At 43.4% G+C, this 23,000-nt stretch carries 20 protein-coding genes; 16 read left to right on the forward strand and 4 right to left on the reverse strand.

The window, feature by feature from the left end; genetic code table 11:
* Window positions 1-34 precede the first annotated feature (34 nt).
* Both argS and rocF read right to left on the reverse strand, forming a co-directional pair.
* Window positions 35-1,813, reverse strand: coding sequence for an arginine--tRNA ligase (gene argS / locus H4K34_RS00700; RefSeq protein WP_210758916.1), 1,779 nt, complete (start codon window positions 1,811-1,813; stop codon window positions 35-37).
* On the reverse strand, window positions 1,813-2,766 hold the full coding sequence (rocF, locus tag H4K34_RS00705; protein ID WP_210758917.1) for an arginase: 954 nt from the start codon (window positions 2,764-2,766) through the stop codon (window positions 1,813-1,815). The genes argS and rocF overlap by 1 nt, the downstream gene beginning before the upstream one ends.
* 173 nt (window positions 2,767-2,939) lie before the next feature.
* On the opposite strand from rocF, the gene H4K34_RS00710 reads away from it, so the two are divergent.
* Genes H4K34_RS00710 through H4K34_RS00720 form a run of 3 tightly spaced genes read left to right on the forward strand, consistent with a single transcriptional unit; the run spans window position 2,940 to window position 4,942 of the window.
* Window positions 2,940-3,572: a class I SAM-dependent methyltransferase gene (locus H4K34_RS00710; protein ID WP_210758918.1), complete on the forward strand. Its 633-nt coding sequence runs from the start codon at window positions 2,940-2,942 to the stop codon at window positions 3,570-3,572.
* A 57-nt stretch (window positions 3,573-3,629) separates the two neighbouring features.
* Complete coding sequence (locus tag H4K34_RS00715; protein ID WP_210758919.1) at window positions 3,630-4,229, forward strand: transcriptional regulator; 600 nt, start codon at window positions 3,630-3,632, stop codon at window positions 4,227-4,229.
* Window positions 4,226-4,942, forward strand: coding sequence for a DUF3307 domain-containing protein (locus tag H4K34_RS00720; protein WP_210758920.1), 717 nt, complete (start codon window positions 4,226-4,228; stop codon window positions 4,940-4,942). Before H4K34_RS00715 ends, H4K34_RS00720 begins: the two co-directional genes overlap by 4 nt.
* Here the strand turns inward: H4K34_RS00720 and H4K34_RS00725 are convergent.
* Window positions 4,939-5,835 (reverse strand): hypothetical protein, encoded by an 897-nt coding sequence (locus tag H4K34_RS00725; RefSeq protein WP_210758921.1) that lies wholly within the window; start codon window positions 5,833-5,835, stop codon window positions 4,939-4,941. The two genes, H4K34_RS00720 and H4K34_RS00725, sit on opposite strands and share 4 nt — an antisense overlap.
* Before the next feature lie 166 nt (window positions 5,836-6,001).
* Here H4K34_RS00725 and H4K34_RS00730 point away from each other — a divergent pair, with 166 nt between their 5' ends.
* The 13 genes from H4K34_RS00730 (at window position 6,002) to H4K34_RS00790 (ending at window position 22,060) form a co-directional block, all read left to right on the forward strand.
* On the forward strand, window positions 6,002-8,335 hold the full coding sequence (locus tag H4K34_RS00730) for a TonB-dependent receptor (RefSeq protein WP_210758922.1): 2,334 nt from the start codon (window positions 6,002-6,004) through the stop codon (window positions 8,333-8,335).
* 2 nt (window positions 8,336-8,337) lie between these two features.
* Entirely contained in the window at window positions 8,338-9,195 is an 858-nt protein-coding gene (locus H4K34_RS00735; RefSeq protein ID WP_210758923.1) for a DUF4249 domain-containing protein, read from the forward strand.
* A 78-nt stretch (window positions 9,196-9,273) separates the two neighbouring features.
* Window positions 9,274-11,760, forward strand: a complete 2,487-nt coding sequence (locus H4K34_RS00740; RefSeq protein ID WP_210758924.1) for a DNA translocase FtsK — start codon at window positions 9,274-9,276, stop codon at window positions 11,758-11,760.
* Window positions 11,761-11,763: 3 nt separating this feature from the next.
* Window positions 11,764-12,405, forward strand: a complete 642-nt coding sequence (locus H4K34_RS00745) for a LolA family protein (protein ID WP_210758925.1) — start codon at window positions 11,764-11,766, stop codon at window positions 12,403-12,405.
* Window positions 12,406-13,899 carry an LptF/LptG family permease gene (locus H4K34_RS00750; protein WP_210758926.1) on the forward strand — a complete coding sequence of 498 codons (1,494 nt, stop codon included), beginning with the start codon at window positions 12,406-12,408 and terminating at the stop codon, window positions 13,897-13,899.
* Complete coding sequence (locus H4K34_RS00755) at window positions 13,896-15,092, forward strand: glycosyltransferase family 4 protein (protein WP_210758927.1); 1,197 nt, start codon at window positions 13,896-13,898, stop codon at window positions 15,090-15,092. Before H4K34_RS00750 ends, H4K34_RS00755 begins: the two co-directional genes overlap by 4 nt.
* Before the next feature lie 10 nt (window positions 15,093-15,102).
* Window positions 15,103-16,281 (forward strand): glycosyltransferase, encoded by a 1,179-nt coding sequence (locus H4K34_RS00760; RefSeq protein WP_210758928.1) that lies wholly within the window; start codon window positions 15,103-15,105, stop codon window positions 16,279-16,281.
* Complete coding sequence (ribB, locus tag H4K34_RS00765) at window positions 16,247-17,395, forward strand: 3,4-dihydroxy-2-butanone-4-phosphate synthase (protein WP_210758929.1); 1,149 nt, start codon at window positions 16,247-16,249, stop codon at window positions 17,393-17,395. Before H4K34_RS00760 ends, ribB begins: the two co-directional genes overlap by 35 nt.
* 125 nt (window positions 17,396-17,520) lie before the next feature.
* The gene (locus tag H4K34_RS00770; RefSeq protein ID WP_210758930.1) at window positions 17,521-18,006 is read left to right on the forward strand and encodes a hypothetical protein; all 486 of its coding nucleotides are present in this window, start codon (window positions 17,521-17,523) and stop codon (window positions 18,004-18,006) included.
* A gap of 229 nt (window positions 18,007-18,235) precedes the next feature.
* The gene (locus H4K34_RS00775) at window positions 18,236-19,120 is read left to right on the forward strand and encodes a hypothetical protein (protein ID WP_210758931.1); all 885 of its coding nucleotides are present in this window, start codon (window positions 18,236-18,238) and stop codon (window positions 19,118-19,120) included.
* A complete protein-coding gene (locus tag H4K34_RS00780) occupies window positions 19,117-19,869 on the forward strand; it encodes a GumC domain-containing protein (protein ID WP_210758932.1) in 753 nt (250 codons plus the stop codon). Before H4K34_RS00775 ends, H4K34_RS00780 begins: the two co-directional genes overlap by 4 nt.
* Window positions 19,869-21,260, forward strand: a complete 1,392-nt coding sequence (locus tag H4K34_RS00785; RefSeq protein WP_210758933.1) for an O-antigen ligase family protein — start codon at window positions 19,869-19,871, stop codon at window positions 21,258-21,260. Before H4K34_RS00780 ends, H4K34_RS00785 begins: the two co-directional genes overlap by 1 nt.
* The gene (locus H4K34_RS00790) at window positions 21,257-22,060 is read left to right on the forward strand and encodes a class I SAM-dependent methyltransferase (protein WP_210758934.1); all 804 of its coding nucleotides are present in this window, start codon (window positions 21,257-21,259) and stop codon (window positions 22,058-22,060) included. The genes H4K34_RS00785 and H4K34_RS00790 overlap by 4 nt, the downstream gene beginning before the upstream one ends.
* On the opposite strand, the gene H4K34_RS00795 is transcribed toward H4K34_RS00790, so the two are convergent.
* Window positions 22,044-22,994: an NAD-dependent epimerase/dehydratase family protein gene (locus tag H4K34_RS00795; protein ID WP_210758935.1), complete on the reverse strand. Its 951-nt coding sequence runs from the start codon at window positions 22,992-22,994 to the stop codon at window positions 22,044-22,046. The two genes, H4K34_RS00790 and H4K34_RS00795, sit on opposite strands and share 17 nt — an antisense overlap.
* Window positions 22,995-23,000 lie beyond the last annotated feature (6 nt).

Consider the following 23,000-nt stretch of genomic DNA (forward strand, 5'->3'; position numbering starts at 1 on the left):
GGTGGCAAATTTAAAAATTTAAATGCGCCGGTTTTTACATTCGATTGGGCACCTCAATACCAAGGAGGGCCATTGCATTTTTCACAACTGCCGCTGTCTTACGCGACAAATCCACTCTGAAGCTTACCGCTGCAGTATCCTCATCATTTAAAATACTTACCTGTTGGTAGAAGGCATTGTACATCTTCACCAAATCATAAGTATAGTTGGCAATTACAGAGGGGGCTTTATCCTTAGCCGCTTCCAAAACTATTTCTGGGAAGCTTAATACGGCTTTGATTAAATCGCGTTCCTGACTGATCAGCTCGGTATAATTTCCAGTAGCAGCCACATTCATATCCTCTGCTTTGCGCAATAAGGACTGAATCCGTGCATGGGTATATTGAATAAATGGTCCGGTATTGCCCTGGAAATCTACCGACTCTTCCGGATTAAACAGCATGCGTTTTTTAGGATCTACTTTCAGCATGAAGTACTTCAATGCACCCATACCAATCATGTGATGCAATTCCGCTTTAGTAGCCTCATCAATACCATCCGTTTTTCCTAATTCCTCTGAAATCCGACGGGCAGTATCTTTCATCTCATCCATCAGATCATCAGCATCTACCACAGTTCCCTCTCGAGACTTCATCTTGCCGGAAGGCAGATCTACCATACCATAGCTTAAATGGTACAATTGCTCAGCCCACTTATAACCCAATTTCTTGAGGATGGCGAAAAGCACCTTAAAGTGATGATCCTGCTCATTACCCACGGTATAGATCATGCCATCGATACCAAAGTCATCATAACGTTGGATGGCCGTACCAATATCCTGAGTCATATATACACTGGTGCCATCCTTACGGAGAAGGAGTTTTTGCCCCAGTTTTTCGGCTTCTAAATCACACCAAACAGAACCATCTTCTTTTTGAAAGAAAAGTCCGTTGGCCAATCCATCATCCACTACTTGCTTCCCTAAGATATAGGTGTCGCTTTCGTAATAATTCTTATCGAAGTTTACTCCTATACGCTGATAGGTTTCATTAAAGCCTGCATAAACCCAGCTATTCATTTTTTGCCAGAGTGCTACCGTTTCTTCATCACCCTGCTCCCATTTGCGCAGGGTTTCGCGCGCTTCTTGAAGAATGGGGGCTTCTTCTTTAGCTTCATCTTCGGTTTTTCCTGCAGCAATTAGCTCAGCAATCTGGGCTTTGTAAGCCTTATCGAACTCAACATAGTATTTGCCCACCAAGTGATCGCCTTTCAAGGCTGAAGATTCTGGGCTTTCACCATTGGCAAATTTCTGCCAGGCCACCATACTCTTACAGATATGGATACCGCGATCATTAATGATCTGAACCTTCTTTACATTCTTTCCGGCTGCATCCAGAATATTGGATACCGAATAACCTAATAGGATATTACGGATATGTCCTAAGTGCAGAGGTTTATTGGTATTGGGCGAAGAATATTCTACCAATATGGTTTCATTGCCTTTCGGCTGATGACCGTAATTTTCTAAATCCTGAATTCCGTGCAAGCAAGCCAACCAATAGTCTGAGCTAATTTCCACGTTCAAAAAGCCCTTTATCACATTAAAGGAATGAACCTCCGCCATGCGCTCTTGCAATGCGATTCCAATTTCTTCTGCGGTGGCTTCCGGCTTTTTCTTGCTGGATCGCAGATAAGGGAATACCACTAAAGTAAGATCACCTTCGAATTCCTTACGAGTAGGCTGCCAATCCATGGGAGCATTCTCTAATCCATAAAGTGCTTTTAAAAGCTCTGAGGTTTCCGCCTGCAAGCGGTTCAGGATATCGTGCTGCATTAGTTCTGTTCTTGCGCTTCGATTTGTTCGTAAACGGGTTTAAATATGCGGAAGGCCGTTTCGGCCATCGAATTTCCTTTTTTATCCAATAAGGGGTTGATCTCTACCATTTCAAAGCAGATAAATCGGGGATCTTTCAAAAGCGTGAGTACAATCTCCCTGGCCTCCTCTTCATTAAATCCTCCTGGCACGGGGGTTCCGGTACCTTCGCTAATGCTGGGGTCCATAGAGTCCACATCAAATGAAAGGTAAAGGATTTCGCAATCCCCTAAATAGTCTAGGCTTTCCTTACAAATAGCGGCAATCCCTTGTTCGCGCACCTCCTCTACCGTGTAATTAGGAATCTCATATTTTTCCATAATCACATCTTCGGGAGTTTCGGTACTGCGCACTCCGATATACACCAGGTCTTGCGGCAAAACTCGCTGATTTGGCCCTTTCATTTCATTCCAATGCCAAATGGTTTCCTGTTCAGGTTGATTATTCTGGCATTCCAAATTATCCTCATGAATAGCAGTGGCCAAAGGCATACCATGAACGTTGCCGCTGGGGCTGGTATATGGACTGTGCAAATCGGCATGAGCATCAACCCAAATTACGCCCAAACGCTTATTGGGAAATGCCTTTTTAATACCAGCAATAGTACCACCGGCACTACTGTGATCACCGGCAACTATTAAAGGAAACTGATCATCGCGTAAACTTTGATTCACTACGTTTTCAATACGATTATACATTTCAGCGATCCCGTCCAATCGCTTAGCGTAGTTTAAATCGGTTTCCTGGTATAAGTGGTGATTTACGGTTTCTAATCTTATTTCGGGATGACGAAGGAAAAAGCTTCGATCGTATTGCAAACTGGCAATTTGCATGGCGTCTAATCCCAGAGATGAACCACGCGTTCCCGCTCCTAGCTCTGAGGTAACTCCAATTATTTGTAATTGCTTAGACATATTGTGCTTTTTGAGAGGCCGCAAAATTAGGGAAAAGGTGCTGAGCTCTTTAATCTCAGGCCCTCTATTTCAATCGGAACTCCATTGCGCTGCAGTGATTTTACAGAAAGAGAGCTAAATCACCCCTTCGGCCTTTTAAAGTATGTAGCTTCGCATTAAATAGCATTTGATTTATGGAGCTTAAAGTTGATGTTCAAAATCACTGGGAAAAGATTTACAGCGAAAAAGACAGCACCATGCTTAGCTGGTATCAAGCAGTCCCGGAGAGCTCGATGAATTGGATTAATCAAGTCGCCCTGCATCCTGAGGCTAAAATTCTAGATGTAGGTGGAGGCGATAGCCGCTTGGTAGACAGCCTTACTTCTAAAGGCTTTAAGAAAATTACCGTTTTAGACCTATCGGCGAAAGCCCTAGAAAAAGCTCGCAAACGATTGGGGCATAATGCTCTAAGCGTTAAATGGCTGGCCCAAAATATTCTGGACTATAATCCATCCGAAAATGTGGATTTCTGGCATGATCGTGCTGCCTTTCACTTTTTACGTGAAACAGGCGAAATCCAACAATACAAGGATTTGGCCGCAGCAGCCATTCGCCCAGGAGGTTATTTGCTAGTGGCTACTTTCTCCGATCAAGGTCCGCTGCGATGCAGTGGATTAGGAGTGAGTCGCTATAATGAAAGCGAACTCGAAACCCTCTTTGCCGATAATTTTGAAATGATTGGCCACCAAAGAGAAGTCCACAATACCCCATTTGATAGTCATCAGGAATTCTTGTTTATGCTCTTAAGGAGAAAAAAAGAAGAATAGAATGATAAAATCGCCTTAAAAAACGATATATTTGAATATCGTAAAATAAGGCGATATATGTTAGCGGTAATTAGTGGTGATATAATCAAGTCGTCAGCCCATGCGGCTCAAAACTATCAGGAGCCTCTGAAGCTTGAGGTTGCAGAAGGCCGCGTGGCCTATGGTGATTGGGCCATCTTCCAAGGAGATGGTTTTCAATTGCGTTGCCCGGCTCAAGATGCCCTAAGGCAAGCTCTGCTTCTAAAGGCTCGCCTAAAGCAAAAAGATGGTCCTGATATTCGCTTAGCTATCGGCTTGGGGCCGGATGCACCAAGCTCTGTACCCATCAATGAAGATACGGGCCTGGCCTATCAATATTCCGGTCGTTTATTAAAGGAGCTTAAAAAGCAAAGCCTAGCCTTCCGTTCGGATTATCAGGATTTAGATACCACTCTCAATCTAATGGCCAAACTGGCGATGCTAGTTGCAGATCATTGGACGCCCCCCGTTGCAGAGCTCATTCATTTATCCCTGCGTGATCCTCAACGCAGTCAAAAAGATTTAATGCGCTTAAGTGGTAAATCTCAAAGTACCGTTTCCGAAGCTTTAAAACGAGGTGGTTTTGATGCCCTTTCCGATTTCGAAGCTTATTTTAGAGCTCAAATCGAAGCCTTATGATCAGCCTCTTCCTTCAATTCTTATTGGCGCATTTCTTAGGTGATTTTGTTTTTCAAAGCCATGCATGGGCAGAAGCCAAGGCCTTAAAGGGCTTTAAAAGTGCGGCCTTCTATTACCATATTTTGGTGCATGCCTTATTACTGATTCTATGCACGGCCTTTCAATGGGAACTTTGGCCCTGGTGGGTTTTGATTGTTATCAGTCATGCCCTAATTGACCAACTGAAATACCACCTTCGCAATTGGTTTAAGGCGCTACCCCTTTTTATTGCCGATCAATTTGCACATATCTCAATTCTGGCTCTGGCCTGCTTTGCCTATCATGATCAATGGCCCGATTTATCCTTTCTTAACGAAGCTTCTTTCCTAAGCCTAATTCTAGCCCTCACCTTTGTGAGCTTTGTTTCTTCTCTTATTATGCGTTTGGTTATGCAGCAATGGGTTTTGGATGAAGATCCCAAAGCTAATTCCCTAGCCAAGGCCGGACTCTATATCGGTGTTTTGGAACGACTATTCGTTTTCGGCTTTATTGTCCTTAATCAGTGGCAGGCCATTGGTCTTTTAATTGCGGCGAAGTCGGTTTTTCGCTTTGGAGATCTTTCACGTGCCAAAGACCGGAAGCTTACCGAATACGTTTTAATTGGCACCCTACTCAGCTTTGCCCTAGCTATGGCCACCGGCCTTATTTATTTGGAACTAGTGAAAAGGCTTTAATAGGCTTGATTTTGTAGCGCCTCCACTATAGACTCTTGACTTTGATCAAATACATTTAAGTCGATGAACAAGGTTTCTTGTTTATCATTAGCCATCGACTCTAATTTCAATCTACCATCTTCCTCTAAGCTAAATTCTACATAGGTACCGGCATTGCAGCTTTCTAAAGGAAAATGATCCGCTTTAAGGAAATAACCCTCTTCCGAAAAATGCATAAGGTATAAACCCGACTCAAAGCCAGCCCCACAGCGCCCCATAGGATTCCAGGGATTGGAGTCATAGATATAATGCAGGAGTATAGAATGATCATTTTCCGCAATTACCGAATACCCTGATCCTACTAAGCCCATCGCCTCCAGATCCATGGCTCGGCCGTCATCCCAGACCAAATGCCGAAATGAACGATACAACTGAAAAGGATCAAAGCTCAGGTGTAAATCCAGTTTTTTAGATCCCTTTTGCCAATAGGCATTGTTTTGGGCGAAATGAAATCGTTCTCCGAAAAAATCAAATTCCTCACTACTCAGGATAGGCCAGGGATCAATCAGATCATAATAACCATCGACAAAGTCTAATTCCGGATTAGCCAATTCACGAATGCTATCCAAATAGCTTTCGCCGCTAAAAAGCAAAAGTTGCTGGCCAGATTGCAGTCCGAAAATGGGAATGGCCTCACCCACCGAATTATAAGAATACCAGCCTTCAACCACCGTATAAGGATGCATTCGATCTTCGGTAGCTACAATTTGGAGGTACATGCGAATGGGGTATTCTCCTATTTGGCCATTAAAGAGACTTTCCTGAATATCATACTCTTCAATATGACTATGAAAATCTTGAGCTCCTAGTTTCCCCAAGCTCAAGCTTATAAGGATTAAGCACAATCTGCGCATGAATAATTTTTAGGTGAAATTAGTTTTTCGGCCTAACTTTTGAAAGGACGCGCGCATTCATCATTAAAATATTTGCATTCGACCTTCCAACTATTTTTCCCGGACAGTCGTCTGCAATGCAAACGAACTCTTGACGTTTATGCATCGTCGTAACGAAAACTAAAACATGCAAAGAATCTTTCTTCTGGGTCTCTTGCTATCCCTGCAATCCAGCCTATGGGCCCAAAAAAGCTTCACGGTAAGTGGCTATGTTGAAGACGCCCTTTCTCGTGAGCGAATCATCGGTGTAAACCTCTATATCGATGGCAGCACTATCGGCACTACCACCAATACTTTTGGCTATTATTCACTTTCTCTGCCCCCTGGTGAGTATGATTTAATAGTCTCCTTTATCGGTTTCGAGAGCATTCGTCAGAAGATTGTTATCAGCAACAAGAACCTTAATCTCGACTTTGAGCTTAAGGAAGCTTTCGAATCTCTAGAAGAAGTGACCGTAACTGCCGAAGAAGCGCAAGTGGAACAGGTGCAAATGAGTCAAGTTCAATTAAGTGTTTCTGAAATTAAGAAAATTCCCGCCTTTTTAGGGGAAGTGGACATTATCCGAGCCATTCAACTTTTACCCGGTGTGCAAAGTGGTAATGAAGGAACTACTGGTTTTTACGTTCGCGGTGGTAGTCCGGATCAAAACCTGATTTTACTAGATGGGGTTCCTGTGTACAATGCTTCTCACCTCTTCGGCTTCTTTTCGGTTTTTAATGCCGATGCGATTAAGAACGTAAACCTCACCAAAGGAGGTTTCCCGGCTCGCTTTGGAGGTCGTTTGAGCTCCGTATTGGAAATCGACATGAAAGAAGGTAACCTACGAGAATTCCATGGTGAAGGTTCCTTAGGTCTAATTAGTAGTAAGCTTACTATAGAAGGACCCATCTGGAAAGATCATACCTCTTTTATTGTGAGTGGCCGCCGCACCTATTACGATATTTTGGCAGCGCCCTTTATTCCGGAAGGACAGGATTTCGGTTATTATTTCGCTGATCTCAATGCAAAAATCAACCATGTTTTCTCCCGTAAGGACCGTTTATATTTAAGCTATTACAATGGTATTGATGATTTCGGCTTTCGCGAAGAATACCAGGATGATCCCTTCTTTGGCGGAGGCGAAGGCTATGATGAGTCGGGTTTAAACTGGGGAAATCACACCGGTGCCTTGCGTTGGAATCACCTCTTTAGCGATAAACTCTTCAGCAACCTAACGGCGACCTTTTCACAATACCGCTTTTCGATTGGTTTCGAAAGTTATTATAAAGATGGTACCGAAGAAAATCGCAGTGGTTTTGAATACTTCTCTTTGATTCGCGATTATGGCCTGCGCTATGATTTAGAATATGCCCTCAACAATCAGCATCAATTACGATTTGGTGCTTCGTATACCAATCATACATTCCGTCCAGGAGTTGCCCAAATTGAGGAAACTTATAATGGTGCTGGTATCGACTCTATTCTGGACCTTTCAAAGAAAGTATTTGCCAATGACCTTTATGTTTATGCAGAGGACGATTGGAAATTAGGTAATAAATGGCGAGTAAATTATGGTTTACACTATTCTGCCTACCTCACCAATGACAATGCCTTTTACCACAATATTCAGCCCCGGGTTTCTGCCCGTTACTTGATTAATGATGAGATTTCTGTTAAAGGTTCTTATGCCTTGATGAATCAATATGTGCATTTGCTTTCCAATTCAGGAATTGGTTTGCCCACCGATTTATGGGTAAGTTCTACTGCTAAAGTGAAGCCGCAAATCTCACAGCAGGTGGCTGTTGGTAGCAGTACCTCCTTATGGAATAAGCGCTTCGAATTTAGTGCGGAAGCCTATTATAAGGTGATGGACAATTTGATTGAATACAAAGAAGGGGCATCCTTCCTGTCGAATACCGATTGGCAAAGCACAGTTGAAACCGATGGCGAAGGTGAAGCCTATGGTTTGGAATTATTATTCCGCAAGAAAAAAGGCAAAACTACGGGTTGGATTGGCTATACCTTGGCTTGGAGTAACCGTCGTTTCGGTAATCTAAATGATGGTGAATGGTATCCTTACCGCTTTGATCGTCGTCATGATATTAGTGTGGTACTAAACCATCAATTCAGCGAGCGATTTGATTTAGGCCTTACTTGGGTGTATGGAACCGGAAACACCTTTACCGCTCCTATTTCTCAGTTTATGTTGACCAACGAATACGGTTCCTCTACTACCTACGATCGTTTTAGTGATCGCAATGGATTGCGGATGCCTGCCTATCACCGTTTAGACCTGGGCTTTAACTGGCATGTAAAAACCAAATGGGGTCAGAGTACCTGGAATATCTCCGTGTACAATGCTTATTCGCGCCAAAACCCATTCTTCTTATATCTTAATCAAAATAGTAATGGGGAGCGCCGCATTAATCAGGTGAGCCTCTTCCCTATCATTCCTTCCCTCTCTTATCAATTCAAATTCTAGCCATGAAAAAACTTAGCTATTTCCTACCGCTCCTTGCTTTATGGTCTTGCGAAAAAGAGCTGGATTATGAACTACCTGATCCCGGACCTCAAATTGTAATTGATACCCGCCTTAAAAGCGGACAAGGCATGGAAGTGTTTTTAAGCGAATCGGTTTACTCTCTTTCTTCTGCCGAACCCAAAAGTCGGGATGACTTTGAAGCTTGGTTATATACCGATGATCCTGCTTCTCCCTTTCAATTAACAGCAGAAGCTTACAATCCTGGCTATGAGCCTCAGTTTGTATACCGCACTCCCCATCAGGTTATTGCGGGTCAAAATTACCGTTTGGTGGTTCGTGGACCTGGTTTCCCGGAAGCAACAGTTAGCGAGCGTGTTCCCGGCCCGGTAGAAATCGATACGGTGACATATAACCGCACGGATAAGGAATTCACCTTCCGCTTTAAGGATGATGGCGCTACTGATGATTATTACATGATTACCGTAAATGAATTGGGGGCCGATGATTTAGTTTATTCCTCTTTAGATCTGGCTTTGGAGTTTTTCGAATTCCAGGATTTTATTGGTGACTCCGAATTTGATGGCCGCCAGTATGGCTTTGTAAGCTACCTTAAGGATGATGATTTTAATGGTAAGACGCGCGAATTAAAAGTGCGGATTGAAGGCGAAACCTCAGCCGTATTTGTGGAGTTGCGCTTGCACCATATTTCTTCAAGCTACTATCGCCACGAATTAACGAAGTCGGCCTACAATTACAGCGATGGCTTCTTTAGTGAACCATCGCAGATTTATTCCAATGTAGAAAACGGCTACGGTATTATGGCTACCTCAGCATCCAGCGTGCGGAGAGTACAATTTTAGGAACATTGTTAATTACCCTCTCCGAGGGGGCCGCGGTCGCAGCATAATGTTCTTATTTTTGCCTCTGCGTAAGAATGTATGGCGACAAAAAAGCAAAGTAAATCCCGCACCAAGGCGAAAAGCAACCGTCCGAAATTGAGCACCGCTCAAATCGGCGAAGCCTTTCGAAACCCAACTTACCAAATGGTGTTCGGGATTTTCTTGGTGAGTACGGCTCTTTTTCTAGGGGGTTCCTTCTTTTCCTATCTTCTGCATTGGACCCAGGATCAAAGTTTAGTTGGTCAAACTTATGGTGAGGTATTAGCCCGCCCGGAAATACAAGCTCAAAATGCATTGGGTAAGTTAGGTGCGGGAATGGCCCATCAATTCATCCACCTTTGGTTTGGAATTGCAGCCTTCTTAGTGCCCTGGTTTTTACTGATCAGCGGACTGCGTCTTAGTCTAAGAGTAAGCTTGCAACCTCTGCGCAGAAGTTTCGCCTCAAGCTTATTCCTTTTAATTTGGATTCCCAGTCTCTTTGCTTTTGTAGCCCCTCAAAGCAGTTATTTATCCGGAGCCTCCGGTCATTTTTATGCCGCCTGGTTAGGAAGTTTAGCCGGACCGATTGGAACTCTGATCGTACTTCTGGCCAGCATGCTGATTTATTTAGCCATTCGCTTCCGCTGGACAGCCGATAAGGTGAAAGGCTTCTTTGGGAAATTTAAAAGACCTGAGAAAAAAGAGCTGCAAGACCCTGAGCCTCATTTAGAAGTTAAAGACGACTATTCCGAATCTCTAGCGAGCAAGAAGCAAGAAGAAGAACCCGATCATCAGGAAGACATTGAAAGTTTGGAAGAAGAAACCAAAGAAGAACCTTCCTTAGAGTTCGAACTCGAAACGCAAGCAGAGGAAGAAGCTCAAGCCAGCGAAGACGATAAACCATCGGCCCCCGAGCCCGAAGCTCCTAGCGAAGAAGAAGATGGTACCTATTTTGAAATTGAACAAAAGGAAGAGGAAGAAGCATTAAGTGCCAGCGAAGTAAACCGCAAGGTGAAAGAGTTTGGTCCTTATGATCCCACTTTAGACCTATCGAAGTTTAAATTACCTACCCTCGATTTATTAAAGGATTACGGCTCAACCAATATTACCATTAACGAGGAAGAGCTGGCCAGCAATAAAAATAAGATTGTAGAAACCCTCAATAACTATAAGATTGAGATTTCGAAAATCAAGGCTACCATTGGTCCTACCGTAACGCTCTATGAAATTGTTCCTGCGCCAGGGGTACGTATATCACGTATCAAAAACCTGGAAGACGATATTGCCCTTTCATTAAGTGCCCTAGGTATTCGGATTATTGCTCCAATTCCAGGTCGCGGCACCATTGGTATTGAGGTGCCCAGTACTAATCCGCAAATGGTTCCCATGCGGAATTTAGTAGCAGGTGAAAAATTCCAGGAAAGCAAAATGGAATTGCCCATTGTTTTTGGGAAAACCATTAGTAATGAAACATATGTAACCGATTTGGCTAAGATGCCTCACCTTCTAATGGCGGGTGCTACTGGTCAAGGTAAATCGGTTGGCTTAAATGTGATTCTTACCTCCCTACTTTATCGCAAACATCCTTCGCAAGTGAAGTTTGTTCTGGTAGATCCGAAGAAGGTAGAACTGACCCTCTTTAATAAAATCGAACGCCATTATTTGGCGAAGCTCCCGGATACGGAGGAAGCTATTATTACCGACACTACCAAGGTGATTAATACCCTAAACTCCCTTTGTATTGAGATGGACGACCGCTATGAGCTCCTTAAAAATGCCATGGTGCGAAACATCAAGGAGTACAATGCCAAGTTTATCGCACGCAAATTAAATCCGGAAGAAGGTCATCGCTACTTACCCTACATCGTTTTGGTAATTGACGAATTTGCCGACCTGATTATGACGGCTGGTAAGGAGGTGGAAACGCCTATTGCTCGTTTGGCTCAGCTGGCTCGTGCGATTGGCATCCACTTAATTGTGGCTACACAAAGGCCTTCAGTAAACGTAATTACCGGTATTATTAAAGCGAACTTCCCCGCGCGGGTAGCTTTTAGGGTAACCTCTAAAATTGACTCTCGTACTATTTTGGATGCCGGTGGCGCCGAACAATTGATTGGTAAAGGTGATATGCTATTGAGTCAGGGCTCGGATTTAATCCGATTGCAATGTGCCTTTGTAGATACGCCTGAAGTTGAAAAGATAACGGATTATATCGGGGGCCAAAAAGCCTATCCCGAAGCTTATAAACTGCCCGAATACAAAGGCGCTGATGAGGATGGGAATACCGGTATTGATATTCTGGACCCTTCTGAAAGAGATGCACTCTTTGAAGATGCAGCGCGCTTGGTTGTGCAGTCCCAACAGGGTTCTACCTCCATGCTACAGCGAAAATTAAAGCTGGGCTATAATCGAGCGGGACGAATTGTTGACCAATTGGAAGCGGCAGGCATTATTGGTCCTTTCGAAGGATCCAAAGCCCGGGAAGTTTTAATTCCGGATGAATATGCTCTGGAACAGTTATTGAATCACGAGAAGAACAAAGAATAAAAGATGCGACGTTTATTTCCCCTACTTGTAGCGGCTTTTGCCGGCCAGCTATTGTTAGCGCAGAGTCATACTGAGGCCAAGGCCTTATTGCAAGAAGCTAGCAAAACCATGAAAGCCTATCCGGCTTTGGAAATCAGCTTCACTTACACTTTTGAAAATACGCGCGTAGAGCCACCCATTAAGCAAGAGCAAAAAGGTACCCTGGCATTGCAAGGTGAAAATTACCGCTTGAAAACAGACCTCCTAGAACAATTGAGAGTAGGTAAGAAGTTGTACAATATTTATCATGAAGATGAAGAAGTACAGGTGAACACTTACGAAGAAAGCGATGAAGCCGGTTTAAGCCCTGCTCGCATTCTCAGCTTCTACGAAAAAGGCTACAGTTATAAAATGGGAGGTAAGGAAAGTATTAATGGCCGTAACATTCAATATGTGATTTTAAAGCCCACCGCCAGTGAGGAGATCGACAAGATTATGATCGGTATTGATGCGCAGACCAAAGAAGTTTACTCCATGAAACAATGGGGAACCAATGGCACCGTTACCACATTGATCGTTACCAAATTGGTAAAGAACGCCAAATGGCCGGCCAATCAATTTAAGTTTGTAAAAGCAGACTATCCCGGTTACTACATATCCGAATAAATGAAGATACTTGACCGCTTTGTTTTACGGTCTTTCTTTCGACCTTTTATCATCACATTCTTTGTGATGATTCTTTTTTTATTGATGCAGTTCGTCTGGAAGTATATCGACGATCTGGTGGGTCGTGGCGTGGAATGGTATTATATCGCCGAACTTCTTTTTTATACCTCTGCTACTCTGGTTCCAATGGCGCTGCCCCTAGCGGTACTACTCAGTTCCATTATGGTTTTGGGTACCCTTGGCGAGAATTACGAATTAGCCGCTTTAAAATCATCGGGCTTAAGCCTGATGCGCGTGATGCGTCCCCTCTTTGTTTTTATCTGTTTCTTGGCATTAAGTGCTTTCCTTTTTGGCAATTATGTAATCCCTATCGCAAACTTGCATAGTGAGAATTTACGACGCAACATTACCAATAAGAAGCCCGCACTCAGTATTCGTCCGGGTATCTTCTATACCGGTATCGAAGGCTATTCCATTAAGATTGCGGATAAGTATGGTCCTGATCAAAATTTGCTGGATGAAGTTCTGATTTACGATCATACCCAGAACAATGGGAATACCAAGGTAATTGTAGCGGATAGCGGAAAAATGAATGTGACCAGCGATGAGCAATTCCTAGAGATCACTCTCTACAATGGACATAGTTACGAAGACCTTATTCCTAAGAAACGAAAAGATCGCGATAATAAGCCCTTTGTAAGCTCAGCTTTTGAAGAAAGTCTTATTCGCTTTAATCTGGGCGACTTTCAAGCTGGAGATATGCGCAAAACCGGCCGAAAGGAATTTGATATGCTTAATGTTCGGCAATTAGGCGTTGCCGTTGATAGCTTGAATGATTTGCTGGCCAATCAGCAACAGGAGTTTGCCCGACAGATGGTAGACAAATACGCCTATACCGATTTGGTTGAAAAGGAAAAATTAGCGGAGGAAAGTGCCGCTGAAAATGACAGCAATCAAAATCCAATAATTAAGGCCGATCTCGAAAAAATGAGTCCACATTTACTCGAGAATTTCGCTCCTGAAATGCGCAGTCGCATCTTGCAAAACTCCTTGCGTATTGCCCGTGGTAATCGTGCCTATTTCACCAATGCCAGTGCTCAATACAATTGGCGAAAGATGATGATTGCTCGTCACGTATTAGAATGGCAAAAGAAGTTTTCCATCTCCTTTGCCGTGATCGTATTGTTCTTTGTGGGAGCTCCCTTAGGGGCAATTATCCGTAAAGGAGGAATGGGAATGCCGGTAGTGGTAAGTGTGTTTATTTTTATCGTGTACCATGTTACCAGCTTCAGCTTCGAAAAATTAGGTCGCTTTATGTACTGGACACCCTTCCAGGCAATGTGGACCGCCAATTTCATTTTGCTGCCCATCGGTTTATGGCTTACCTATAAATCTGCTACCGATTCAGTAATCTTTAATATCGAGCTTTACTTGAAGCCCTTTCAGAAAATTTCTGACATCTTTGTTGGTCGTTTCAAGAAGCTTGGATCTTGAGAATTTTACTCCTCAGTAATAAAGTCCCTTTTCCCGCTAAAGACGGGAGCAGCATAGCTATGCGTTCTATGGCAGAGGCCCTTCGGCTCAATGCTATTGAACTGCATTTACTCTGCTTAAATACCCAAAAGCACTATCGGGAGCCCGCAGAAATAGAGAAGCACAAACCCGAAGGAATCAACCTTGAGTATTTCGATGTAAATACCAATGTAAACCTTTGGTCAGCAGGCTTAAATTTACTGAGCGGGCAAGCCTACCATGTTTCCCGCTTTAGGCAGGAGGCATTAACCAAGCGATTGATCGAATTACTGCGAAGTACCCATTTTGATATCATTCAATTGGAAGGTTTACCCATGGCGGTTTACCTACCTGAAATTCGCAAGTACAGCAAGGCTTCGGTAGTATTACGTGCCCATAATATCGAATATCAAATTTGGGAACGCCATGTAGAGCATGAAGAAAATGCTGTACGCAAGGCCTATCTGAATTTGCAAACCCAACGTCTTAAGGCCTTCGAAAAGAAAAGCCTGGAAAAGGTGGATGGTATTGCATTTATTAGTTCCGAAGATCAGAAGATTTACCGCGAATGGGGAGGTCGCAGTCTTAGCACGGTTTCCCCCTGTGGGCTTACGCCGGAAGAAAATCCACCAATTAGCGGATATGAAGCCAAATACGATTTGGTGCATTTAGCAAGTTTAGACTGGTTGCCCAATCGCCAAGGAGCAGAATGGTTCTTAAAAGAAGTTTGGCCCCTTATTTTAGAAGCCCGCCCAGAAACTACCATGGGCTTTGGCGGCAGGGATATGCCTTCCGAGTTTATTGAGATGGGTAGCGAAAACCTCTGGCTCTACCCAATTGTAGAAAGCGCTCGTGATTTTATTGGTCATGGCCAGGTAGCCGTAATTCCATTATTAGCAGGCAGTGGCATGCGTATTAAACTGCTTGAATTCTTAGCCTGGGGAATGCCAACGGTTAGCACCGGTATAGGAGCAGAAGGAATTGCCATTGAGAATTATAAGCATGGAATAATCGCCAATGACCCTGAAAGCTTTGCCGCTGCGGTGGTATATTTGCTCGATGGAAAAGAATCGCGGCAGGAAATGCAAATTCAAGCGCGTAATTTCTTTGAAGAAAACTTCGACAATCAAATTTTAGGTAAAGACCTCATTCAGTTTTACCAGACACTAATCTGAGCACTCAGGCATGACAATTTTTTGGCAATACACTTTTTGGATTAGCCTCCTGGTCATTGGAACGCCCTATTTCATCTACCCCCTGCTGATGCTCTTCTTAGCCCGCTTACGCTCGGAAAAGCCTTTAGGACTGCTCAATGAAGAGGATTTACCTACAGTAGACATCCTCTTTGCTGCTTATAATGAAGAAGCCGTTTTAGAAGAGAAACTGCAATCCTTATTTAATCTGGATTATCCCCAAGATAAAATCCGCATTCGTGTAGGATCCGATGCCAGTAGTGATCGGACTAATAGCATCCTTGAAAATTGGGAAAAGAAAGACAAACGTCTCATCCCCTATCTTTTTAAACGCCGTTCAGGCAAAAGCCCCATCCTTAATTTTATCAAGGATGATAGTGAGGCCGATCTACTGCTCTTAACCGATGCCAATATCATTTTTGAGCCTCAGACTTTAAAACTCTTAGTACGCCGAATGCTGTCCCAGAAAAATGTGGCTGCAGTTGGTGCAGATATCCATTATGGTGATTTCGAAAAGAAGGGCATTAGCGGACAGGAGGATACCTATCTGAAATTGGAGAATCGCATTAAGTATGCAGAAGCGAAAACAGCAGCGGCTCCTTTAGGCTTAGAGGGTGGATGTTATCTGATTAAACGCGACTATTTCCCGGAAATCCCCCCACTCTTTTACATGGAAGATTTCTTTGTGACTTTGCATGTTTTAAATCGCAAGGCCCGAATTTTATGGGAACCCATGGCCAGAGTTTGGGAAGATGTAAGCGTATCTCCCACCGAAGAATACAAACGTAAGGTTCGCATTAGCATTGGGAACTTTCAAAACTTAGTGCATTACAAACACTTTTTATGGCGCCGACTGTGGCCTCAAGGCCTGATGTATTTCAGCCATAAGGTTTTGCGATGGATTAGCCCCTTCTTCCTGCTTTTACTGCTGATAAGTGCTCCACAGCTTCTTTTTGTCCATTGGTTCTACGGCCTCATAGCCGGGATTTATATGGCCTTTATAGGATTGGGACTGTTTGGTATCTTACTTTCGCAGAAATTTTCATCCGGAATACTTCAGTACCCTGGTCATTTTATCAATATGAACCTGGCACTTCTTGAAGGGTTCTTGAACTACATTAAAGGAATAAAGACAAATGCCTGGCAGCCTACCCAAAGAAAACAAGCTTAAACTCAATACCATCGATGAAGCCATTGCCGATATTAAGGCGGGCAAGGTGGTAATTGTAGTGGATGATGAAGATCGCGAGAATGAAGGTGATTTTGTGGCCGCTGCCGAAATGGTAACGCCCGAAATGATCAACTTCATGACCATTGTTGGGCGTGGTTTAATTTGCACCCCTCTGATTGAAGAGCGCTGTAAGGAACTGGAGTTGGATCCTATGGTACGCCAAAATACAGATCCCATGCACACGCAGTTTACCGTATCGGTAGACTTAAATGGAAACGGGGTTACTACCGGCATTTCTGCTGGCGATCGCGCTAAAACAGTGCAGGCTTTAGTGGATCCTAAGACCAAAGCTTCTGATTTAAATCGTCCCGGGCATATTTTCCCATTAATCGCAAAACCTGGCGGTGTATTGCGCCGCACCGGTCATACCGAAGCGGCCATTGACCTTGCTCGTCTTGCCGGAAAGGAACCCGCTGGAGTGATTGTGGAAATCATGAATGAAGATGGTACCATGGCTCGTCTTCCTCAGCTTAGAGAAATTGCAGATAAGCATGATCTTAAGCTGGTAAGCATTGAAGATTTGGTAGCCTATCGCATGGAAGCCGAGAGCTTAATAAGCTTGGAAGAGGATTTTAATCTCGATACAGAATATGGCGAGTTCCGTCTGTGGGCCTTCCGTCAGACTACCAATGATCAAATCCACATTGCCCTAACCAAAGGCAGTTGGGAGCGCAATGAACCGGTATTAGTACGTATGCACAGTGCCAGCGTTGCCCACGATATCTTTGAAATTCTTACCGGTGATAGCAGTCATCAATTGGGTAAAGCCCTCAATAAAGTAAGCGAAGAAGGTAAAGGCGCGGTGGTCTATATGAATCAGCACAGCCAAAAAGGCAAGCTTTTAGAACGTATCCGCGAATACCGCATGGCGCAAGAAAGTGGCGACCAAGAACGTCAAGTAAGCTTTAAAAAAGACGCCCGCGACTTTGGTATTGGCGCTCAAATCTTACATCAATTAGGCATCTCCAAAGTGAAGCTCCTAACCAATAATCCTATCAAGCGAGTGGGTATTACCGGTTATGGACTTACGATTACGGAGAATGTGAGAATGTGATTTGATAGAAGTTAGACGTTAGAGTTTAGACTATAGATTGGATCCTAGTAGTTGGTAGTAGGTAGTTAGTTGAAGGTCTATAGGGATTCTACCTATATTCGGGGACCAAAAAATAATGCTTCGCTATGATTAAGCCTATTAAACTGCTCAGTTTCCTAAGTCTCGTATTCCTTTTTAATGCCTGCTCTATGCAGCAAGGAGGCGGCTTAAAGGATATGGTTGCGGTGGTCCAAATGAAAGACCCGGTTCCGGGGGTATGCAATCTCAATTATGTTTTATCGATTATGCCTTTCGAAGGTAATGGCCAGGAGGAAGCAGTGGCTCCAAAAACAGAGGCTGAAATCGAGGAAATGTTAAATAGCCAGGTTGAATTCTTAAAGGGCAAATCTGACTATAATGATGAAGGCATGGTGGGAATTATTGTGAATTGTAAAGGCAAAATGGTGTCTTGTAAAATTGACAATGAGACGCAAAGTCCGGAATTAGATGAGCAGATAGTAGCCGTTTTCAATACTTTGAAGGAATGGAAAGCCGGAACTATCCATGGAAAAGCCATCGATACCATGGTACTATACAGCTTTAAGATTAAAGATGGCCATATTAGTTTGTAGCAGGACTAAGGACCTGAATCGCAATTAATAACAAATAGTCATAAGCTCAGAAAGCCTTGCTAAATCGATCATACAAAGTCTTTGATAAGCTTTAAATCGGTATACAAGCGGTGTACACTTGCTGAAAACCAGCGGATAATAGTAAATTCGGAGAGAATTACTAATGCAATTACATCCCTTGGATAGGGATACAAGTTGCCTGAGGCCATTGGCCCACCCTATTTTTAGCATGACAACCGATATTCTACAAATCAGTACTAGTGCGCAATTACGCAAGTCGATTCGGGATACACTCTGGTATTTCGAATACTTTAAACATGGCTTAAATCTGGACGAAATTCATAAGTACCTGCGCGAAAAAATGGATCGCGAGAGCTTACAAACTGAATTGGATTTAGCCGTTTTCCGAAAAGAGATTTTCGAAAATGAGGGTTATTATGCCCTCTGTCCTCAAAGCCTAGAAATTCGGATTCAGAATAAAGCTCGCAATGAAAAATGGTTAGGAATAGCTAAGAAAATGGGAAGGCTTATTCAAAGTTTTCCCTTTGTTCGTGCCGTAAATATTTCGGGTTCCTTATCGAAACAAGGCCTTACTGGAGAAGATGATGATATCGACTATTTTTTGGTCACCGCCGAAAATCGAGTTTGGACGACTAAATTCTTCTTGATGGTCTTTAAGAAGATCTTTCTGCTGAATTCTAAAAAGTACTTCTGCATCAATTTACTTCGAGACGAAAACCACCTGGCTTTCAAAAGGCATAATATCTATATCGCCACCGAAGCAGTGTCGGTAATTCCCTTAAATCATCCTGAATATTTATCTCAGCTTTTCAAAGAGAATCCCTGGTTAAATGACTACTTCCCCAATGCCCAAATAAAGCAAAGTGGCAAAGACCCTACTCGAATTAAAAGAGCCGTAGAGCGAGTTTTGGACCTTTTTCTGGGTTCTGCTTTCGAAAAATGGTGTCAGGCTTTATTTCATCGCCATGTACAAAATCAAAGTGCAAGCCCCAATGCGCATTATGAAACCACCGATTATTCTTCTGCCTATTTTCCAGATAGCGTGGAAAGTCGCATCCTCAATCATTACCAAAGCAAAGCAAGTCTTATATGACAAGATCTACTATTCTCCTCAGTTTAGTGGTAGGATTCATTTTTTTCGGTCTGGCATTTATCAGACCCCCTAAGTACAATTCGGAAATCGCGGTTTTTGTGCCGCTAACGCTCTTAGAGAAGCAGATTGAACAAAATGGTATTGGCTTTGGTGCACCAGCAGAGATTGACGCGCATATCGAATTGATGCGTTCCCCACGGATTAGCAGCGAATTGAAATCAATTTTCCCAAAGAGCAATTTTGACTTTGAAGTTTCTAAAACCCGGAACAATGCTGTTTTAGTAGAAGTTTGGGCCTCAGATGCAGAAACTTCTGCCTTGATTGCCCAAAAAGTGGTGGACATTACAGATTCCCTCAAGCAAATTATGTTACTGCAAAATGTAGGACAGTCCCATGCATTCGTAAATGAAAGCCTGAAAGAGACACGCCGTGACATGGATAGCCTGCAAGTAATTTTGGATTCGCTGCGCATTGCTGCGATTGAAGACTCCATCGCTCTGGCATCCGAAGTTTTTAAATACGAGCATCTCTTTGGCTCGGAGGTAGTAGCCTTAAATCAACTGAAAATCCGCAGACAGCAATTGGACGCCTACCTCAAGGCTCCAGCGCCCAAATCCTATATTATCTATGCCCCTGAAATCCCAAAAGAAGCTTCAGGAATACCCGCTTGGGCCATTGGCCTAATTGCCGCAGTACTTTCTGCTTCTGCAGGATATGCCTGGCAAATCTATCGTAAGCAAACAGCCTGATGCCCTCTTCAAAGTCATTGTTATGGCTTTTGATCTTTGGCTTTATCGGCCTGGGTCTGGCATTTTACTTCGATCGCTACTGGCATTGGTTAGCCATGGCTTTGGGAGCAGGAATTCTTTGCTTGATTGTTTATTTAAAAAATGGCTTTAAATACCTCATTCCAGCTTTAGTTTTTTGCCTACCCATTTCGGTAGCCCTGCCTATTTCAAGCAGCGCCAAAATGGTTTTACCGGCAGAGTTTATCATTGTGATTTTAGCTCCCATCGTCTTGCTAAAACTTTGGGAACATCAAAAAGACAGATTTCTATTTCGATTCCCCTGGCCGGCTCTTTGGTTGATCAGTTTTATTCCCGGCTTGATCTTTAGTGACTTACCACTGGTTTCTATCAAGTTCTGGATTCTTAATGGACTATATGTGTTGGCCTTTTATTATGGAATCCTGATTTGGCGTGCGGAAGGAGGTAATTTCAATTCACTGGTAAAGCTATTCGCCTGGGCCATGCTTCCAGCTAGCTTAATCGGTCTTTATCATTTTGCGGAGTATGAATTTAATCCCATCACCCTGGCCGGGATTTATAAACCCTTCTTCTATTCACATACCTATTTCGGAGCGACGGTGGCCATCATTGCCGGCTTCAGTTTGGGGAAAGCCAGTCAGGATAAAAGCTGGTGGCCAATAGCAATAGCATTGGGAGTGCTGGCCATGATCAGTGGTTCCAGAGCCGCCCTTTGGAGCATTCTCTTTATGTTGGGAATCTATACCTTATTGCAATTGAAGCCGCTTTGGCGATTTGCACTTCCAATACTTGGACTGACAATAGCCTTAGGCCTTGGAGGCTATTCCAAGCTTGAGGAGTTGTTTACCTATAACCGCTTTCAGAGCTATGACCCTAATGCGAGCATAGTAGAAAAATCCATGTCGGTTACCAATGTGCAAAGCGATGTGAGCAATATCGAAAGGCTCAATCGCTGGGTTTCTGCCTTAAGGATGTTTGAAGAACGACCCCATTGGGGTTTTGGTCCTGGCACTTATCAATTTACCTATATCCCCTTTCAGGAGAAAAAATTGGAGAATCGACTTACAGTGCATAATCCCGACTCCCCACCTGAGGGAAGTGGAGGTACCGCGCATTCTGAAATACTCTTGCAATTAGCTGAAAATGGTTGGCCCTCAGTCTTGCTTTTTTGCCTGATCTTAGGACTTTGGTTCTTTAAGGGATTCACCTCAAAATCAGCCACTAAAGCCTTGTACCTCCCTCTTTTACTAGGATTGAGTACCTATTATTTTCATATGCACTTTAATAATTTCCTCAATCAACCTGCCTTTGCCTTTTTGTTTTGGTCATTTGGGGCAATGATTGATTTTCAAACCAAGCCGGAAGAAGCATGACATATTACGATGAAGTAGGTAATTATTATGATAAAGATGCTCGTGATTTCGAGAATCGCTATTGGAAGAACCAGGCTTTACAGCGGATTCGTCAGGCCTTTCGGGAAGAAGTAAAAAGGCATCCTTTCGAAAATGGTTTGGAAGTTGGGATTGGACCGGGCTTCGACCTTATTCACTTTGCTCGTATTTTTAAGGAGAGTCAATTGTTTGGTATTGATATTTCCCAGGAAATGGTGAACCTAGCCGCCGATAAAATTCCAGGTTTAAACCAACCCAATGCCCAAGTGGCCCAAGGCAGTGTGGAAGATTTAAAGAACTTATTTCCCGAGCAGAAATACGATTTAATCTACGTGTTTTTCGGAGCTTTAAATACGGTTGAAGATCTGCTTTTAGCCTTGAAGGAATTGGAAAAACTATTGGCTCCGGGAGGTCGAATGGTACTCACCTTTGTAAATAAATGGTTCCTGGCGGGAATGCTAATTGAACTACTTAAATTAAAGCCTCGTTGGGCTTTTGCCCGATTGCGAAAAGTTTGGGGTGGCTACTCTCCTACTCAGTTTTTAGCCAGCCGTTGCTATTCCAGTCGGCAGATAAAGGCCTATGCTCACCAAGCAAATTTAAACTGTGATAAACGAGAAGGCTATAGCATCCTATACCCCGCCTGGTACTACCATGGTTTACATAAAAAAATGCCTGCCGCCTTATTGCAAATCCTCTGGAAAATAGACCGAAAAATTGGCAAAGGCCCCTTGGGTGAATTTGGCGAATATGCGCTTTATGATTTTAGGAAGTCGGACTAAGCGCCGCCGCCTTATCAATTACGGTTTTTAATAGGCTATCCAGGTCTTGGAAATAAGGCTGGTATTTCTCCTTCCAGGCTTGATGTTGAGTTCGCACCGGAATATTCGAACACAGGGCTTCCGTTACCGTTTCTCCAAAGCTTTTCAAACATTCCTCCAAGGGAATATTGCGGGTAGGCAATCCCATTATTCGGGCTACAGCCTCAGCAAATTCCTTTTGGGATATCGGCGCAAAGCCATAAAGATTGTAATCTTTTCCGGGCTCTCCTTCTTGATAGCAATGCTTTAATTGACCTGCGCAATCTCCTAGAGGCAAGAGCGACATCATTTGTTGCCCATCTCCATAATAAGGCACTGCACCATGCTCCCAGGCAACTTTTAAAAAGAAATGCAAGAACCAGGAATCCGGACCAAATATCCAAGCCGGTCTGGCCATGCGAACATCTAAAATGCCTTCCTGCTGTGCCTCAATCCAGGGCTGTTCTGCAATTGCGTATTGCTTAGCATAAGCGGTTGGTGCTAAGGGAGCACTTTCATCGATTTCCTCACTTTGTGGACCGTACATTAAGGTTCCGCTGCAATAAACGATCACCGGCGGTTTTTCCATCTTTTTCAAGAGAGCAATCAAACGTCGGTTGGCCTTCTCTCCTTTTAAAGCGGCTTCCTTTCGTTTTTTAGGACTGGTACCGGCTAAACGTGCACAATGGTAAATCACTTTGGGTGGGAAGCGTTTCAGCCAATGCTCTTCCAATTCTTCCAAAGGGTTTAAAATAAGATTAGATCTTTCCATTAGTTCCAGATCTACCCTCCGATTACCAAAGCAAGTGATTAAGGATTTTTCATTTGTATCCTTAAGTAATTCCAAACTAAGTGCTTTTCCAACGTATCCGGTAGCGCCTAAAACCCAGATTGATTCTTGTGCTTTTTCTTGCATGGACTA

It is taken from the genome of Croceimicrobium hydrocarbonivorans (genome assembly GCF_014524565.1).
In the GTDB taxonomy this organism is placed as follows: domain Bacteria; phylum Bacteroidota; class Bacteroidia; order Flavobacteriales; family Schleiferiaceae; genus Croceimicrobium; species Croceimicrobium hydrocarbonivorans.

What these genes read in the sequence shown, in the direction of transcription:
- argS (WP_210758916.1), bottom strand. Translation starts at nt 1,813, where the DNA reads ATGCAGCACGATATCCTGAACCGCTTGCAGGCGGAAACCTCAGAGCTT.
- rocF (WP_210758917.1), bottom strand. Translation starts at nt 2,766, where the DNA reads ATGTCTAAGCAATTACAAATAATTGGAGTTACCTCAGAGCTAGGAGCG.
- H4K34_RS00710 (WP_210758918.1), top strand. Translation starts at nt 2,940, where the DNA reads ATGGAGCTTAAAGTTGATGTTCAAAATCACTGGGAAAAGATTTACAGC.
- H4K34_RS00715 (WP_210758919.1), top strand. Translation starts at nt 3,630, where the DNA reads ATGTTAGCGGTAATTAGTGGTGATATAATCAAGTCGTCAGCCCATGCG.
- H4K34_RS00720 (WP_210758920.1), top strand. Translation starts at nt 4,226, where the DNA reads ATGATCAGCCTCTTCCTTCAATTCTTATTGGCGCATTTCTTAGGTGAT.
- H4K34_RS00725 (WP_210758921.1), bottom strand. Translation starts at nt 5,835, where the DNA reads ATGCGCAGATTGTGCTTAATCCTTATAAGCTTGAGCTTGGGGAAACTA.
- H4K34_RS00730 (WP_210758922.1), top strand. Translation starts at nt 6,002, where the DNA reads ATGCAAAGAATCTTTCTTCTGGGTCTCTTGCTATCCCTGCAATCCAGC.
- H4K34_RS00735 (WP_210758923.1), top strand. Translation starts at nt 8,338, where the DNA reads ATGAAAAAACTTAGCTATTTCCTACCGCTCCTTGCTTTATGGTCTTGC.
- H4K34_RS00740 (WP_210758924.1), top strand. Translation starts at nt 9,274, where the DNA reads ATGGCGACAAAAAAGCAAAGTAAATCCCGCACCAAGGCGAAAAGCAAC.
- H4K34_RS00745 (WP_210758925.1), top strand. Translation starts at nt 11,764, where the DNA reads ATGCGACGTTTATTTCCCCTACTTGTAGCGGCTTTTGCCGGCCAGCTA.
- H4K34_RS00750 (WP_210758926.1), top strand. Translation starts at nt 12,406, where the DNA reads ATGAAGATACTTGACCGCTTTGTTTTACGGTCTTTCTTTCGACCTTTT.
- H4K34_RS00760 (WP_210758928.1), top strand. Translation starts at nt 15,103, where the DNA reads ATGACAATTTTTTGGCAATACACTTTTTGGATTAGCCTCCTGGTCATT.
- ribB (WP_210758929.1), top strand. Translation starts at nt 16,247, where the DNA reads ATGCCTGGCAGCCTACCCAAAGAAAACAAGCTTAAACTCAATACCATC.
- H4K34_RS00770 (WP_210758930.1), top strand. Translation starts at nt 17,521, where the DNA reads ATGATTAAGCCTATTAAACTGCTCAGTTTCCTAAGTCTCGTATTCCTT.
- H4K34_RS00775 (WP_210758931.1), top strand. Translation starts at nt 18,236, where the DNA reads ATGACAACCGATATTCTACAAATCAGTACTAGTGCGCAATTACGCAAG.
- H4K34_RS00780 (WP_210758932.1), top strand. Translation starts at nt 19,117, where the DNA reads ATGACAAGATCTACTATTCTCCTCAGTTTAGTGGTAGGATTCATTTTT.
- H4K34_RS00785 (WP_210758933.1), top strand. Translation starts at nt 19,869, where the DNA reads ATGCCCTCTTCAAAGTCATTGTTATGGCTTTTGATCTTTGGCTTTATC.
- H4K34_RS00790 (WP_210758934.1), top strand. Translation starts at nt 21,257, where the DNA reads ATGACATATTACGATGAAGTAGGTAATTATTATGATAAAGATGCTCGT.
- H4K34_RS00795 (WP_210758935.1), bottom strand. Translation starts at nt 22,994, where the DNA reads ATGCAAGAAAAAGCACAAGAATCAATCTGGGTTTTAGGCGCTACCGGA.